This is a genomic window from Afipia sp. GW822-FHT03D08 (genome assembly GCF_058801645.1).
The window spans coordinates 2,155,213-2,169,787 of the sequence record NZ_JBXANK010000001.1 but is presented as its reverse complement, the minus strand read 5'-3'; the positions used below and the strand labels follow the sequence as shown (position 1 = coordinate 2,169,787).

Here is a 14,575-nt window from a genome sequence, read left to right as displayed (position 1 = left end):
GGAATTTCATGTCGCTTCAGGTCTATCTTGCCTATGTCGCCGCCTGTGTCGCACTCGCGATCCTGCCGGGCCCGATCGTCACGCTCGTCATTGCCAACGGTCTTCGCTACGGCACGCGCGCGGCACTCACCAACATTGCCGGGGCGCAGGTGGGGCTTGTGATCATCATCGGCATCATCGCCGTGGGCCTGACATCGCTGATGGCGACCATGGGCTACTGGTTCGAGTGGGTGCGGTTCGCAGGTGCTGCCTATCTCGTCTGGCTCGGCATCAAGCTGTTCCGCTCGACCGGCGCGCTGTCGGCGACCGACGCGCCGCCGCCGCCGCGCGGCGGATTCTTCCTTCAGGGATTTTTGGTGCTGCTCAGCAATCCGAAGGTGCTGGTGTTCTTCGGCGCGTTCATTCCGCAGTTCGTCGATATGAATCAGGATCACCTGCCGCAGGTGGCGTTGCTTGGCATCACTTTCACGGTGATCGCGGCGCTGTCCGACGGCGCATACGCCCTGCTGGCGGGCCGTGCGGGCAAGCTGCTGTCGGCGCGGCGGGTGCGGCTGGTGTCGCGCATCTCCGGCGGCTTCATGATCGGCGGCGGCATGTGGCTTGCCCTGACGCGGGCGAGGTAACCGATGCTGCCGGATATTCCGTGGTTCGTTTATGCGATGCTGCTGGCGCCGGTTGGCCTCATCGTATTCGCGGCGATCTACAAATATCTGGAAGTCCGCGCCGCCAGCGACTGGCCGAGCACGCCGGGCAAGGTCGTCATCTCGAAACCCGAGGTGCGACAGGTGAAGGTGATCGACAGCGAGCGCGAGGCGGGGCACCGTTTCGAGGATCGCAACTTCGCCAACGTTACCTACGAATACTCCGTCGCCGGGCAGACCTACCGCAACAACCGCATCACCATCGGTGAGGACCGCGGAAATTTCGAGGTCGCGGAAACACTCGCGCGCTATCCTGTCGGCAACGCCGTGACCGTCTATTACAATCCCAACAAGCGCGGCGAGGCCGTGCTTGAGCGCGACATGCCGAAGGGAGTGTGGGGCTGCATCGGCTGGATGGTGGCGATAGCGGTCGTGCTGGTGTTCGGCTCGGCGATCGGCTTTCACAAGCTGACCGATTTCGTCTCGACCAGACTAGCCAGCCCCGAAATGTCGGGCATGACCGTGGCGCTGGGTGCATTCGGTGCCGCGATCGCGCTGTTCGCGCTGATGTTTCAGCGTCAGGCGTCGCTTGCGAAAAAATGGCCGGTGGTGCAGGGCAGGATCAAGACCTCCGGTCTTGAGGAATTTCGCGCGGCGCCCGAAGAAGGCCACTCGCACGGCACGACCAAATTCCAGTCAAAGGTGCTGTATTCCTATCGCTACAACGGCATCGATTACACCAGCTCGCAGGCGTCCTACGACGGGCAGGTCTCATCCACATCGCGCTGGATGATGGAGCGTGTCGCGAAGAAATATCCCAACGGCAAGAGTGTCGAGGTTCACGTCAATCCGGAAAATCCGTCGCAGGCGGTGCTGGAGACGCGCACACCCGGCGTCTGGATTCTCTGGCTGTCTGCGATCGCGATCTGGGGCATCGCGTATTTCGTCGCGATCAAGGGCTAGACGAGACGATGACGGTCGATTGGATCGCGGTTTTCCTCCCTCTCCCCGCATGCGGGGAGAGGTAGTGGATCGTGGATCGTGGCCGCAAAGTGATGACGCTTTCGTCGCTGACCTGCGCCTCATTCGGCGGGCATCAGTTTCCTCGCGTGCAGGCCTTCCTCGATCTCGCGCAGGAGACGTGACAGCCGCTCCGCCCATTGATGCCGGCCGGACTGGTCGCTGATCAGATCCTGCCGGATCTCGATGCCGGTATGCATCAGCCCGCGCTTTTCGGCATGCACAGGAATGGTGTAGTCGGTCGCATCGCTCACCGCATAAGGTTCGTTATCACCGACCACGAGATCTCCCTCAAGGCGCAGCTTGTCGCGCAACAGATGCGGCAGCCGGTCGTCGCGGTTGTACAGCGTGCCGATGTGCCAGGGCCGGGCGATGCCGGCATAGACCGGCGTGAACGAATGCAGCGACACCAGAATGGTCGGCAGGCCGCTGGCCTTGCGCGCGTCGAGCGCCTGCGCGATGCGTGAGTGATAGGGCAGAAACACCGCGCGCCGCCGCTCCGCGACCTGCTCGCGGGTGAGCCCGCCATTGCCGGGAATTTCCGTCGCCTCGCTGATCAGCGGGATCGAGCCCGGGCTGTCGAACGGCCGGTTGCAGTCGATCACGAGGCGCGAATAGCGCTGCGCGATCAGGTGCACGTCCATTTCCTTCGCAAGCCAGGTCGCGACCTCGGCAATGCCGATGTCCCATGCGATGTGCCGCTCCAGTTCGCCGGCGTGGACGCCGAGATCGCCGAGCGCCCGCGGAATCAGGCGGCCGTAGTGATCGCAGGTGAAAAAGAACGGCGAGCGGCTGCCGGGATTTTCCTCAAGCACAGGCGGAACTTCGTCGTCCTCAAGGAGTCGTAAGGTGTCGGCTGGAGCGGGCAGGGCCATTTTGCTTTCGTTGCCTATCACAGCGGCATTCAAGCCCAACAATTAGCCGGAAATGCAGCAAAAACAGCATGTACGATTCGCAGACGAATTCAATCGGCCAGAACAAGACGATGCCCCTGCTGACGATTCATCACAAGACCGAGTATCGCTACGACCGGCCGGTGGCGTTCGGCGAACACCGGATCATGCTGCGCCCGCGCGACGGTCATGACATCCGTGTGCTGTCGGAGCGGCTGGACATCTGGCCACAGCCGTCTTCGCTGCGCCGCATTCACGATGTCTTCGGCAACAGCGTCGCCATCGCCGATTTCGACACCGTGTCGGACCGGCTGGTGTTCGACTCGACCGTCACCGTTGATCACTATCCGCTCAAGAATATCGTCCTGACCCCGGATGACCAGGCCTATTACTACCCGTTCTTCTACGATCATGACGAACTGACCGACCTCGCACCGTCGATGACCCCGCAATACAGCGATCCCGACGGCGCGCTGGCGGCGTGGGCGCGGCAGTTTCTGAGCGCCGGAAGCCGCACCAAAACGATCGACCTGCTGGTCGGCATGACCCATGGCGTCCGGGAGTCGTTCAGCTATCGCAAGCGCCACGAGCACGGCACCCAGCATCCGCTGGATACCCTGAGTATCGGGTCGGGCACCTGCCGCGATTTCGCGCTGTTTATGATCGAGGCGCTGCGACGACTCGGCATCGCGTCGCGCTTCGTCAGCGGCTACATCTTCATTCCGGGCGACGAGGCCCATGGCTATGTCGGCGGCGGCAACACCCATGCCTGGGTGCGGGCCTATCTGCCGGGGGCGGGCTGGATCGAGTTCGACCCGACCAACGGCATTGTCGGCAGCCGCGATCTCATTCGCGTGGCGGTGGCCCGCGATCCGCAACAGGCCGTCCCGTTGCACGGCACTTATATGGGGCCGGCCGACGCCCACCTTGGCATGGACGTCACCATTCACGTCCTCTCGGTCGGGGAAGATCTGGAGGAAGCCGCTGCATGCTGATCAGAGTTGGATTCGAGATTTCGTACGGCGCCGTCGCCGAAACGCCGATGGTGATCATGATGCGGATTCATCCCTCGCGCGCCAGGGACATTGTCGGCGAGGAGACGATCATCACCGAGCCGAACGTGCGGATCCGCTATTATCACGACAGCTTCGGCAACATCTGCGGGCGGCTCACGGCCCCGCCGGGCGGCATCACGTTTCGCGGCGACGCGCTGGTGCGCGACACCGGCCTGCCGGATGCGGTCGTCCCCGAAGCGCAGCAGATGCCGGTCGAGCAACTGCCCGACGAAGTGCTGCTTTATCTTATGGCGAGCCGCTACTGCGAGACGGATCGCCTCACCGATTTCGCGTGGTCGCAGTTCGGCAACACGCCGCCCGGGTGGGAGCGCGTGCAGGCGATCAATACATGGGTGCACAACCATGTGCGGTTTGACTACCAGCAGGCGCGGCCGACCAAGTCCGCCTTCGATGTCTTTGAAGAACAGCAGGGCGTCTGCCGGGATTTTGCGCATCTGGCGCTGACGCTGTGCCGCTGCATGAATATCCCGGCGCGTTATGTCACCGGCTACATGGGCGACATCGGCATTCCGCCCGATCCCGCGCCGATGGATCTGTCCGGCTGGTACGAGGTCTATCTTTCCGGCAAGTGGTACACCTTCGATGCGCGGCACAACAAGCCGCGGATCGGCCGCATCCTGATGGCCACCGGCCGTGATGCGGCAGACGTTGCAATCTCGACGACCTTCGGGCAGATGGTGCTGAACAAGTTCGTCATCGTGAGTGACGAGGTTCCCGAATCCAAGGCCGGCTAAGAAGCCCGGACAACAGTTGCAATGACCGAGCGTTTGTTTGTCTACGGCACCCTGAGGCGTGGTTCGCGGCATCCATGGGCGGCGAAGCTGGCGGCCAGTGCCACATGTCTCGGCGAGGCGCGCTACAACGGCCGCCTTTATCGCATCACGCACTATCCGGGCGTCGTTCCGTCCACCCAGCCGGATGAGTGGGCGTATGGAGATGTCTTCGAACTGCGCGATCCGGAGATTCTGACGGCGCTCGACGCTTACGAGGGTTGCGGCCCGGACGATGCCGAGCCGACCCAGTATCTGCGCAAGCTTCAGAAAATGACGCTGGCCGATGGCACCGTCGTCGAGGCGTGGATGTATGTCTACAACTGGTCCCTCGAGAACCGGGAGCGGATCAAGTCCGGCCGGTTCGACGAGGTGGAGTCGTAAGGTTACGACACGGCCGTCAGTGCCGCGGTGTCCTTCACGACAATCGCAAAACGATCCGCCAGTTCGGTCAGCGCCACGCGGTGGACGACGCTGGCGGGAATCATGCCGCCGAGCGGATCGGGCAGGTCGCGCGTCGCGGCGGCGTTGGCGACAACGGTGGTGCGGTATTTCAGGTCGAGCGCGGCGCGGGCGGTCGCGCTGACGCACATATGGGTCATGAAGCCCGCGAGGATCAGTTCGGTGCGGCCGGTGCTCTTCACCAGTGCGTCGAGATCAGTGCCCGCGAACGAATTCGGCAGCGTCTTGCGCACCACGACTTCTCCCGCTGCCGGTGTGAGCAGCGGCACGATCGCGGCGGTGGGCCCGTCCTCTGCGAACAGCGGGCGGCCCGACGGCGCGTGCTGCACGATATGGAACACCGGCACGCCGCGCTCGCGCGCCAGCTTCAGCAGTTTGGCGGCTTCGACAATGGCGGCATCGACACCGTCCAGCGGCAGGTTGCCCTTGCTCGTGTATTCAAGCTGGGCGTCGATGATGACGAGGGCGGATGTATCGAGCGCGCTCGGATGCAGCGGCGCACCGGCGATCTGGAGGAGGGATTTCGGAGCGGGAGCCATATTTTCTTGCTTTCGTTGAGTAATCCGGAACCGGGGCCGGACCATAAGGGCTGTGAATAGCCGGGACAATCCGGCTTTCATTGGGGGATGGACCCAGGAAGCCTATATTGATGGTCGGTTGCAGAGGCTGCCCGATTCCATGCGATTCACGCCCCAATTTCTCGAAGAACTGCGCGCCCGGCTTCCGGTTTCGGAAGTCGTGGGCAAGCGCGTGAAGCTGAAGCGGGCGGGCAAGGAGTACAAGGGACTCTCGCCCTTCAAGCAGGAGAAGACGCCCTCGTTCACGGTGAATGACCAGAAGGGATTCTACCACTGCTTCGCCTCCGGCAAGCACGGCAACATCTTCGACTTCATCATGGAGACCGAAGGCCTCGGCTTCATCGAGGCGGTGGAGGTCGCAGCCTCGCAGGCCGGCATGCCGCTTCCGGCGGTGACGCCTGACGCCGCGCGTCACGAGCAGCGCCGCAAGACGCTGTACGATGTGATGGACCTCGCCGCGAAATTCTTCGCCGACACGCTGGCCTCGCGCAATGGTGCGAAAGCCCGCGGCTATCTCGGCGACCGCGCGATCTCGCCCGCGACGCAATTGCAGTTTCGTCTTGGGTACGCGCCGGGCGAACGCTTTGCGCTGAAGGAGCATCTCGGCAAGCTCGGCATTCCGGTCGAGGACATGGTCGAGGCGGGGCTTCTGATCGCAGGCGACGACATCCCGGTGCCGTACGATCGTTTCCGCGATCGCGTGATGTTTCCGATCACCGACGCGCGGGGCCGCGTCATCGCCTTCGGCGGCCGCGCGCTCGAAAAGGACGTGCCCGCGAAGTATCTGAACTCGCCGGAGACGCCGCTGTTTCACAAGGGCGACAATCTCTACAACCTCGCCACCGCGCGGCAGGCCGCCCATGATGGGGCGCAGCTCATCGTCGCCGAAGGCTATGTCGATGTGATCGCGCTGGTCACCACCGGCTTTCCCGGAGCGGTCGCCCCGCTCGGCACCGCGCTGACCGAGAACCAGCTCGCGCTGCTCTGGAAGATGGCGGATGAACCGATCCTGTGTTTCGACGGCGACGGCGCCGGACAGCGCGCGGCATTCCGCGCGGCGGATCTGGCGCTGCCGCATCTCAAGCCGGGAAAAAGCCTGCGTGTCGCGCTGCTGCCGGAAGGACAGGACCCTGACGATCTCGCGCGCTCCGGCGGGCGGGGCGCGATCGAGGAAGTGATCGCGCAGGCCAAGCCGCTGGCGGACATCGTGTGGTCGCGCGAGATCGAAGGCGGCAGCTTCGCCACGCCAGAGCGCCGCGCGGCGCTGGAAGCGCGCATCAACGAACTGACCAACGGCATCCGCGACGAGGTGGTGCGGCGTTATTACAAGCAGGATTTTTCCGAGCGGCTGCGCAATGCATTCGCGCCGCCAGGAAACTATCAGGGCGGGTATCAGGGCGGCGCGCGCGGCGGTTTCCGGGGCCCCAATCAGGGCGGCTTCGGCGGCGAATCAGGGCGGCGTTTTCAGCAGCGCCCGCCGTTTGCGCCCGGCGGGGCCGGACGGAGCGACGCGCGGGGCGGACTATCCACAGGCCCGCGCACCATCAACCGGTCGCCCTACCAGGTCGCGAGCCCCCAACTGGCGGGTTCCTCGATCATGCGCGGCCAGCGCAGTTCCATCTCCCGGCGGGAGGCCCTGATCCTGCAATCGCTGCTCAACCACCCCTGGCTGCTGCACGATCATCTGGAGGAAATCACCGCCCTGGAGCTGGCCCATCCCGAGGCCCACAAGCTGCGCGCCGGGATCGTGACGGCCTTTGCGAATTATGGCCCGACCAACGATCTGGAGACCGAACGGACCCGGATCCGGACCTGGCTCACGGCAAACGGATATGATGAGCAGATTCAAAGGGTTGAGCGGGCACTGACCACCAAGAGCGTCTGGGGGACGCAGGCCGGCGCTGCGGCAGAGGATGTTCTTTCGACCTGGCATCAACTTGTTGTCTTGCATCGCCAATCCCACTCCTTACTTAGAGAACTCAAGGATGCCGAGCAGGCACTGGGGCAGGACAGCAGCGAGTCCAATGAGGCTTGGCTGCGCGATGTGAAAGCCCGGCTTGCTGACGTGGACGGCCTTGACGCGCTGATTGAGGGTTTCGGCGAATCTTCCGGCCGGTTCCAGCGCAGCGTGTGACGAAAATGATGCGGCAAGGCCTCCGCCGGGGTTTTATGTCGGCGCCAAGGCCTTAAAAAGACTCGCCAAACCGGGTTTTTACCCGCAAAAACAGGGTTAATCGTAGCTTAACGGCCTTCGGCCATACCTACATCTTCGGCCCGGGTGGTGCCCTCAAAAGCGCCGCCCTTTCCGCACCTAGTGATCCGGTTCTGACGTTGAACGAACGTCGGATACGGGGCACTGGCGGTAGTCAGATTCAACGCAGGCCGTGGGCCTACGTCGTGAGCGCGTTTCAGGAGCAGTGAATGGCCATCAAGGCAAAGACAGCAGCGATCAAGGACAAAGACAAGGATCAGAAGGCCGCTGACACTCCTGAGAAAGATGGCGCGGACGCTCCGTCGCCGTTGCTCGATCTGTCCGATGCCGCCGTCAAGAAGATGATCAAGCAGGCCAAGAAGCGCGGCTTCGTGACCTTCGATCAGCTCAACGAAGTGCTCCCGTCCGACACCACCTCGCCCGAACAGATTGAAGACATCATGGCGATGCTCTCCGACATGGGCATCAACGTATCCGAGTCCGACGACGCCGCCGACGAGGACGAGGAGAAGCAGGAAGAGGCCGACGACGAGACCGATAACGAACTCGTCGAGGTCACCTCCAAGGCCGTCACCGAAACCAAGAAGTCCGAGCCCGGCGAGCGCACCGACGATCCCGTGCGCATGTACCTGCGCGAAATGGGCACCGTCGAGCTGCTGTCGCGAGAGGGCGAAATCGCCATCGCCAAGCGCATCGAGGCCGGCCGCGAGGCGATGATCGCGGGCCTCTGCGAAAGTCCGCTGACCTTCCAGGCCATCATCATCTGGCGCGACGAACTCAACGAAGGAAAGATCTTCCTTCGCGACATCATCGATCTCGAAGCGACCTACGCCGGTCCCGACGCCAAGAACAACATGAACCCGGCGATGATCGCGGGCCCCACGGGTCCTGACGGTCAGCCGACCAACGCCATCATCAATGCCGACGGCACCGTGCAGGTGATCGCCGCCGCGCAGGCTGCCGCCGCGCCGGCCGCGCCGCCGTCGCCGACGCCGTTCCGTCCCGCGCCCGCAGGCGACGCCGCCGCGAAGGACCCCAGCGAAGCCGCCGCCGAAGCGGACATGGACGAGGACGACGAGTTCGAGAACCAGATGTCGCTCGCGGCCATCGAGGCCGAGCTGAAGCCGAAGGTGGTCGAGACCTTCGACAAGATCGCCTCCGAGTACAAGAAGCTGCGCCGTCTTCAGGAGCAGGACATCCAGAACCAGCTTCAGAACGAGACGCTCTCGCCGGCGCAGGAGCGCAAGTACAAGAAGCTGAAGGACGAGATCGTCGTCGAGGTGAAGTCGCTGCGGCTCAACCAGGCGCGCATCGATTCGCTGGTCGAGCAGCTTTACGACATCAACAAGAAGCTGGTGTCGTTCGAGGGCCGCCTGTTCCGCCTCGGCGACAGCCATGGCGTCGGCCGCGAGGATTTCCTGCGCAACTATCAGGGCTCGGAGCTCGATCCGCGCTGGCTCAACCGCGTCTCGAAACTGGCCGCCAAGGGCTGGAAGAATTTCGTCGCGGTGGAGAAGGACCGCATCAAGGAACTGCGCCACGAGATCCAGCAGCTTGCGGGCCTCACCGGTCTCGAGATCGGCGAATTCCGCAAGATCGTGCACGGCGTGCAGAAGGGCGAGCGCGAAGCCCGTCAGGCCAAGAAGGAAATGGTCGAGGCGAACCTGCGTCTCGTGATTTCCATCGCCAAGAAATACACAAACCGCGGCCTGCAGTTCCTCGATCTCATTCAGGAAGGCAACATCGGCCTGATGAAGGCCGTTGATAAGTTCGAATACCGCCGCGGCTACAAGTTCTCGACCTACGCGACGTGGTGGATCCGTCAGGCCATCACCCGCTCGATCGCCGACCAGGCGCGCACCATCCGCATTCCAGTGCACATGATCGAGACGATCAACAAGATCGTGCGCACCTCGCGCCAGATGCTGAACGAGATCGGCCGCGAGCCGACCCCGGAAGAGCTCGCCGAAAAGCTCGGCATGCCGCTGGAGAAGGTGCGCAAGGTTCTCAAGATCGCCAAGGAGCCCTTGTCACTCGAAACCCCGGTGGGCGACGAGGAGGATTCACATCTCGGCGATTTCATCGAGGACAAGAACGCGGTGCTGCCGATCGACGCGGCGATCCAGAGCAATCTGCGCGAGACCACGACCCGCGTGCTGGCGTCACTGACGCCGCGCGAGGAACGCGTGCTGCGCATGCGCTTCGGCATCGGCATGAACACCGACCACACGCTGGAAGAAGTCGGCCAGCAGTTCTCGGTGACGCGCGAACGCATCCGTCAGATCGAGGCGAAGGCGCTGCGCAAGCTGAAGCATCCGAGCCGGTCACGGAAGCTGCGCTCGTTCCTTGATAACTGAGCGCCTCTCACGATGTCGTCCCCGCGAAGGCGGGGACTAGAATGCAAAACGGCGGGCCGAAAGGTCCGCCGTTTTCATTTAATTGCAAAACCTATCCTTCAATCAGAAAGCGATACAAGACCCGCAAATGCAATAAGTTCATAAAGCGCGGTCATTACCGCAGCGAGAACTTCATGCTGACCTTCGAGAGGTGTAGATACATCGACGAAAGGAACATCGATCTTAAACATATCGCTTTTTTGTTTACTGTGAGCGAACTCCGGTCTGATATTAACGGGGATAGGAATATGCTGCGCCTTTCCAACGTATGGTCCCCAGAATGTCAAATCGACACAACTTTTTCCAATTTTCCAAGTGAACTGCATATTCGTGGGCCTCTTTGGGAAAGTTATAATGAGGCCCCAATTATCGTCAGTCGGCTTGTGACTAAAGTCCCCCGGTTGGGTGCGTAAAAACGAAGCGAACTCTTGCGAAAATTGCAAAGTCTCCTGTCTTCCAATCTTCACAACTCGATCAACGCGAGACAGACACTCACTCAACGCTTCTTTACGCCAACAGGCATGTGGAGTGCTTGAGGTGGCAAACCAGTCTCGCAAGTCTTCAATGGTTAGCTTCTTATCCCATTTGTCATCCTGCGGAACAGTTGCGATATAGACCGAGGGTGCAACGAGAACTGTCTTATAATTCCCAGCACGGCCATCATCGAGAATCGCGCGAGCACGCTCATGATAGCGGTCCGCCTGGCGCTCCATGAATTCGGCGGCAATTTTATCTTCAATGAGAACAGCAAGCGTCTCTTCGTTCTTTTTTAGAAAAACGAGAACATCTGTTTCGCCCCATTTCGCGTTTGCTTTTGCTGATACCGAATGTTCAGCAGACGCAAATGAATAGCCGTGGAGTCCTAGTTTTTTTGAGAACCAATCACAAAATTCGCTATTGCTGTAAAACTCTTCAAGCAAAAAGAGGTCCAGATCCCTCTCTTGCATCTTAAAATGAGCCATTAAATTGCTTCCGATTACAAGTGTTTGGACGAAAAAAAGCTATTCCCCTAGCTTTAATACGCACCTATTCGTATCGATATAACTTATTTTCACCGCCGCCTCGCATAATCACTTCATCGGCATCCGCCGGCTCAGGGAGAGCGACGGCGTCTCAAGCTCATAAACCTCGCCCAAACCCCCGTCCTCCCCCGCAACCATCTCCGCCTCTCCACGTTGTCTCCGATCCACACATTCAAAAGGAGACCAACATGGCCGGAGAGCTCAACGGCAAGAAAATCCTCATTCTCGCCACCAACGGTTTCGAGCAATCGGAACTCGAAGTTCCGCGCGACAGGCTGAAAGCCGCGGGCGCGCAGGTCGATATCGTCTCGCCGGAAAGCGGCGAGATCAAAGGCTGGGACAAGAAGGACTGGGGCCGCCCGGTCAAGGTGGACAAGCCGCTCTCGGGCGCGAAGGCCGACGATTACGACGCCATCGTGCTGCCGGGCGGGCAGATCAATCCTGATCTGTTGCGCGTCAACAAGGACGCGCTGGCGCTGATCAAGGCGTTTTACGATTCCGGCAAGACGGTCGCCGCCGTGTGCCATGCGCCGTGGCTGCTGATCGAGACCGGCATCGCCAAGGGCCGCAGGATGACGTCCTATAATTCAATCAAGACCGACGTGATCAATGCCGGCGCCAAATGGGAAGACAGCGAGGTCGTGACCGATCAGGGCGTCATCACCTCGCGCAATCCGGGCGATCTCGAAGCCTTCTCGAAAAAGATCATCGAGGAAATTCGCGAAGGCAAGCACGAGCGGAAAGCGGCCTGACGGCCGCGGCGCGTGCCGGGCATGCGCTTCGAAACAAAACGGCGGACCGAAAGGTCCGCCGTTTTGGTTTACAAGTAATCCCGATCTTCCCCAATCAATGTGTCACGTATGATGTTGGGTACGGGAAAACCATAGCCCGCGCCGGGCCTGAGCCACATCAGACGTCCGGCCTTGTGATACTCGCTCGTGTACAACTCGGTGCCGATCATGCGCAGCGCCAGTTCCAGAGACTGGATGGCGTCGATGCCGAACACCTTGCGCTCCAATGTTCGCTCCGGCCAGCCAATCGAAAAAACGCATGACCAATCGCTATCTTCCTGCACCGGCATGAAAACGCGCACCGGAATGGCGATTGCGGCTTCGTCCGAGAGCCGTAGTGTTCGAGTCATCGTCAGCACGGAAAACCTTCAAAAGCTGAGGGAGGAGCGGGACGATCGGTTCGGCACTCAGCATAGCGCTCCATCGCGTGAGAATGTCAGACTGCGCATACAGACGCGCGAATTTTGCTTGGCAGCCAATCGCCACGACCATTGCCTCCCACCCCAAACCCCGCTAAAACTCACTTTAGAATAGTTCTAAAGTGAGTTTACCCCATGTTTCAGGGCTTTGCCGCGCGGCGGCAGTTCAGCGATCTCTCCGAAGCCGAGGTGCTGGCGCTTGCCATCTCATCGGAAGAGGACGATGCGCGCATCTACGCGACTTATGCCGAACAGTTGCGCGCGCAGTATCCGGCGACGGCGGCGATGTTCGACGAGATGGCGGCGGAGGAAGACGGCCATCGCCAGTTGCTGATCGACCGTTTCAAGAAGCGTTTCGGCAAGGTGATCCCGCTGATCCGGCGCGAGCATGTGGCGGGTTACTATTCGCGCCGGCCGACCTGGCTGGTGGAAAATCTTGGCCTCGAGCGCATCCGCGCCGAGGCCGAGCGGATGGAGGACGATGCCGCCAATTTCTACGTCCGCGCGGCGCAGGCCTCGACCGATCCCGACACGCGCAAGCTGCTCGGCGATCTCGCCGCCGCGGAGCGTCAGCACGAACATCGCGCAGAAGAGCTTCAGGTCACCACGCTGACGGGGGGCGCGCGCGGCGAGGAAGACGCCAAGGCGCGGCGTCAGTTCGTGCTGACATGGGTGCAGCCGGGGCTGGCGGGCCTGATGGACGGTTCGGTGTCGACGCTGGCGCCGATCTTCGCCACGGCGTTCGCGACGCAATCGACCTCGACCACGTTCACCGTCGGCCTCGCGGCGTCGGTGGGCGCCGGCATCTCGATGGGATTCACCGAAGCCGCGCATGATGACGGCGTCATCTCCGGGCGCGGATCGCCGCTGAAACGGGGCCTCGCATCGGGGCTGATGACCACGGTGGGCGGTCTCGGCCACGCCCTGCCTTATCTGATCCCGCAGTTCTGGACCGCGACGGCGATCGCGGGCATCGTCGTGTTCTGCGAATTGTGGGCGATCGCGTGGATTCAGAACCGCTACATGGAAACGCCGTTCCTGCGCGCGGCGTTTCAGGTGGTGCTCGGCGGCGCGCTGGTGCTCGCGGCCGGCATTTTCATCGGCAACGCTTAAGCGCTGACCTGGAGCACAACGCGCCGTCACCCTGAGGTGCCAAAGCGAAGCGGAGGCCTCGAAGGGCGACGGCATGTCACGATCCGTCATCCTTCGAGGCTCGCGCAGCCAAGTTTACGCAGGCTGCATAAATTTGCCTGCGGTGCTCGCACCTCTGGATGACGGGTAGCCGCATGCTGAGCGCATGCGTTTGTTACGTCACGCCGTCCACGAAACGCTTGAACGCCTCCGCATAATCCGGATGCCAGCGCGACAGCGGCGGCCGGTTCTCGGTGATGTCCCCGGCGGCCCAGAGAATCCGTTTCTCGTCGAGTGCGCGCGGCACGTCGTTGTCGGGGCAGAGTATGTAGAAATCGCCGCGCGCGAGACTCTCGATCATGAAGTCCACCGTCTGCTCCGCGGTCCACGCGCCCGCGGGCTTCTCGGTGCGCCCGCGCGCGGTCAGCCCGGTGAAGACGAAGCCGGGGATCAGCAGATGCGCGCTGATCCGGCAATCGGGCGTGTTGCGCAGTTCGTGCTGCAACGCCTCGGTGAACGCCTTCACGCCGGCCTTGGCGACATTGTAGGCCGGATCGCCCGGCGGCGTGGTGATGCCCTGTTTCGATCCGGTGTTGATGATCAGCCCCGGCCGCCTGCGCGCGATCATGTTGGGCGCGAACACCTGCGTGCCGTTGACGATGCCCCACAGGTTCACGCCGAGCACGCGCTGCCACGCATCGAGCGGTCCGAACATCGCGCTGCCCGGCTGGATGCCGGCATTGTTCATCAGCACGTCGGTGCCGCCGAACCGCCCGAGCACGGCGGCTTCCAGCTTCTCGATGTCCGCGCGATGGCTGACGTCGACCGCAAGCGACATGATGCTGTCACTGCCGCCGGGCGCGACATAGGTCAGCAGCTCGGCTGCGCGCGCCAGCTTCTCGTCGTCGTGATCGGCGATGCAGACCTTCAGGCCGAGTTTTGCGAAATGACTGGCGGCGGCAAGGCCGATGCCGGAGGCGCCGCCGGTGATCACGGCGACGGAATTCGGAGCGAGGGCGGCATGGGACACGTGGCTTCTCCGGGATTTTTCGGGCACGGGCGAGATGAAACAGCGCGGCTATTAATTTAGATTCGTTTGTGAGCGCGATTGTGTCGCGCGCCGCATATCGGCGCAGCAAATCTGTGTGAAGCGTAGCAGAGCGC

General features: G+C 62.0%; 14 protein-coding genes. 9 read left to right on the top strand and 5 right to left on the bottom strand.

What is annotated here, in order from left to right:
- Positions 1-8: 8 nt before the first annotated feature.
- Together AC1RM7_RS10730 and AC1RM7_RS10725 are read left to right on the top strand one after the other, a co-directional pair.
- Positions 9-623, top strand: coding sequence for a LysE family translocator (locus tag AC1RM7_RS10730; protein WP_024919934.1), 615 nt, complete (start codon positions 9-11; stop codon positions 621-623).
- 3 nt (positions 624-626) lie between these two features.
- Complete coding sequence (locus tag AC1RM7_RS10725) at positions 627-1,604, top strand: DUF3592 domain-containing protein (protein WP_024919935.1); 978 nt, start codon at positions 627-629, stop codon at positions 1,602-1,604.
- A gap of 119 nt (positions 1,605-1,723) precedes the next feature.
- Here the strand turns inward: AC1RM7_RS10725 and AC1RM7_RS10720 are convergent, their stop codons facing one another.
- Complete coding sequence (locus AC1RM7_RS10720) at positions 1,724-2,536, bottom strand: N-formylglutamate amidohydrolase (RefSeq protein ID WP_024919936.1); 813 nt, start codon at positions 2,534-2,536, stop codon at positions 1,724-1,726.
- A gap of 68 nt (positions 2,537-2,604) precedes the next feature.
- On the opposite strand from AC1RM7_RS10720, the gene AC1RM7_RS10715 reads away from it, so the two are divergent.
- Genes AC1RM7_RS10715 through AC1RM7_RS10705 form a run of 3 tightly spaced genes read left to right on the top strand, consistent with a single transcriptional unit; the run spans position 2,605 to position 4,784 of the window.
- Positions 2,605-3,549: a transglutaminase family protein gene (locus AC1RM7_RS10715; protein ID WP_081758674.1), complete on the top strand. Its 945-nt coding sequence runs from the start codon at positions 2,605-2,607 to the stop codon at positions 3,547-3,549.
- On the top strand, positions 3,543-4,364 hold the full coding sequence (locus AC1RM7_RS10710) for a transglutaminase-like domain-containing protein (protein WP_006022099.1): 822 nt from the start codon (positions 3,543-3,545) through the stop codon (positions 4,362-4,364). Before AC1RM7_RS10715 ends, AC1RM7_RS10710 begins: the two co-directional genes overlap by 7 nt.
- A 21-nt stretch (positions 4,365-4,385) precedes the next feature.
- Positions 4,386-4,784: a gamma-glutamylcyclotransferase family protein gene (locus tag AC1RM7_RS10705; protein ID WP_006022098.1), complete on the top strand. Its 399-nt coding sequence runs from the start codon at positions 4,386-4,388 to the stop codon at positions 4,782-4,784.
- Positions 4,785-4,786: 2 nt separating this feature from the next.
- Here AC1RM7_RS10705 and AC1RM7_RS10700 read toward each other — a convergent pair whose 3' ends face one another.
- A complete protein-coding gene (locus AC1RM7_RS10700) occupies positions 4,787-5,401 on the bottom strand; it encodes a cysteine hydrolase family protein (RefSeq protein WP_024919938.1) in 615 nt (204 codons plus the stop codon).
- Between the two features lie 139 nt (positions 5,402-5,540).
- Between AC1RM7_RS10700 and dnaG the strand changes: the two genes are divergently transcribed.
- The gene (dnaG, locus tag AC1RM7_RS10695; protein WP_024919939.1) at positions 5,541-7,574 is read left to right on the top strand and encodes a DNA primase; all 2,034 of its coding nucleotides are present in this window, start codon (positions 5,541-5,543) and stop codon (positions 7,572-7,574) included.
- Positions 7,575-7,861: 287 nt separating this feature from the next.
- On the top strand, positions 7,862-10,009 hold the full coding sequence (gene rpoD, locus AC1RM7_RS10690) for an RNA polymerase sigma factor RpoD (protein ID WP_006022092.1): 2,148 nt from the start codon (positions 7,862-7,864) through the stop codon (positions 10,007-10,009).
- 98 nt (positions 10,010-10,107) lie between these two features.
- On the opposite strand, the gene AC1RM7_RS10685 is transcribed toward rpoD, so the two are convergent.
- The gene (locus AC1RM7_RS10685) at positions 10,108-11,010 is read right to left on the bottom strand and encodes a hypothetical protein (protein WP_492837833.1); all 903 of its coding nucleotides are present in this window, start codon (positions 11,008-11,010) and stop codon (positions 10,108-10,110) included.
- A 248-nt stretch (positions 11,011-11,258) separates the two neighbouring features.
- On the opposite strand from AC1RM7_RS10685, the gene AC1RM7_RS10680 reads away from it, so the two are divergent.
- A complete protein-coding gene (locus AC1RM7_RS10680) occupies positions 11,259-11,822 on the top strand; it encodes a type 1 glutamine amidotransferase domain-containing protein (RefSeq protein WP_492837835.1) in 564 nt (187 codons plus the stop codon).
- Between the two features lie 68 nt (positions 11,823-11,890).
- Here the strand turns inward: AC1RM7_RS10680 and AC1RM7_RS10675 are convergent, their stop codons facing one another.
- A complete protein-coding gene (locus AC1RM7_RS10675; protein WP_492838076.1) occupies positions 11,891-12,211 on the bottom strand; it encodes a DUF6968 family protein in 321 nt (106 codons plus the stop codon).
- 204 nt (positions 12,212-12,415) lie between these two features.
- On the opposite strand from AC1RM7_RS10675, the gene mbfA reads away from it, so the two are divergent.
- Entirely contained in the window at positions 12,416-13,393 is a 978-nt protein-coding gene (gene mbfA, locus AC1RM7_RS10670) for an iron exporter MbfA (RefSeq protein WP_492837837.1), read from the top strand.
- Between the two features lie 193 nt (positions 13,394-13,586).
- Here mbfA and AC1RM7_RS10665 read toward each other — a convergent pair whose 3' ends face one another.
- Positions 13,587-14,441: an SDR family NAD(P)-dependent oxidoreductase gene (locus AC1RM7_RS10665; protein ID WP_492837839.1), complete on the bottom strand. Its 855-nt coding sequence runs from the start codon at positions 14,439-14,441 to the stop codon at positions 13,587-13,589.
- Positions 14,442-14,575: the final 134 nt, after the last annotated feature.

Bases quoted from the DNA above. Each gene is read 5' to 3' on its own strand.
- AC1RM7_RS10730 (WP_024919934.1), top strand. From the start codon at position 9: ATGTCGCTTCAGGTCTATCTTGCCTATGTCGCCGCCTGTGTCGCACTC.
- AC1RM7_RS10725 (WP_024919935.1), top strand. From the start codon at position 627: ATGCTGCCGGATATTCCGTGGTTCGTTTATGCGATGCTGCTGGCGCCG.
- AC1RM7_RS10720 (WP_024919936.1), bottom strand. From the start codon at position 2,536: ATGGCCCTGCCCGCTCCAGCCGACACCTTACGACTCCTTGAGGACGAC.
- AC1RM7_RS10715 (WP_081758674.1), top strand. From the start codon at position 2,605: ATGTACGATTCGCAGACGAATTCAATCGGCCAGAACAAGACGATGCCC.
- AC1RM7_RS10710 (WP_006022099.1), top strand. From the start codon at position 3,543: ATGCTGATCAGAGTTGGATTCGAGATTTCGTACGGCGCCGTCGCCGAA.
- AC1RM7_RS10705 (WP_006022098.1), top strand. From the start codon at position 4,386: ATGACCGAGCGTTTGTTTGTCTACGGCACCCTGAGGCGTGGTTCGCGG.
- AC1RM7_RS10700 (WP_024919938.1), bottom strand. From the start codon at position 5,401: ATGGCTCCCGCTCCGAAATCCCTCCTCCAGATCGCCGGTGCGCCGCTG.
- dnaG (WP_024919939.1), top strand. From the start codon at position 5,541: ATGCGATTCACGCCCCAATTTCTCGAAGAACTGCGCGCCCGGCTTCCG.
- rpoD (WP_006022092.1), top strand. From the start codon at position 7,862: ATGGCCATCAAGGCAAAGACAGCAGCGATCAAGGACAAAGACAAGGAT.
- AC1RM7_RS10685 (WP_492837833.1), bottom strand. From the start codon at position 11,010: ATGGCTCATTTTAAGATGCAAGAGAGGGATCTGGACCTCTTTTTGCTT.
- AC1RM7_RS10680 (WP_492837835.1), top strand. From the start codon at position 11,259: ATGGCCGGAGAGCTCAACGGCAAGAAAATCCTCATTCTCGCCACCAAC.
- AC1RM7_RS10675 (WP_492838076.1), bottom strand. From the start codon at position 12,211: ATGACTCGAACACTACGGCTCTCGGACGAAGCCGCAATCGCCATTCCG.
- mbfA (WP_492837837.1), top strand. From the start codon at position 12,416: ATGTTTCAGGGCTTTGCCGCGCGGCGGCAGTTCAGCGATCTCTCCGAA.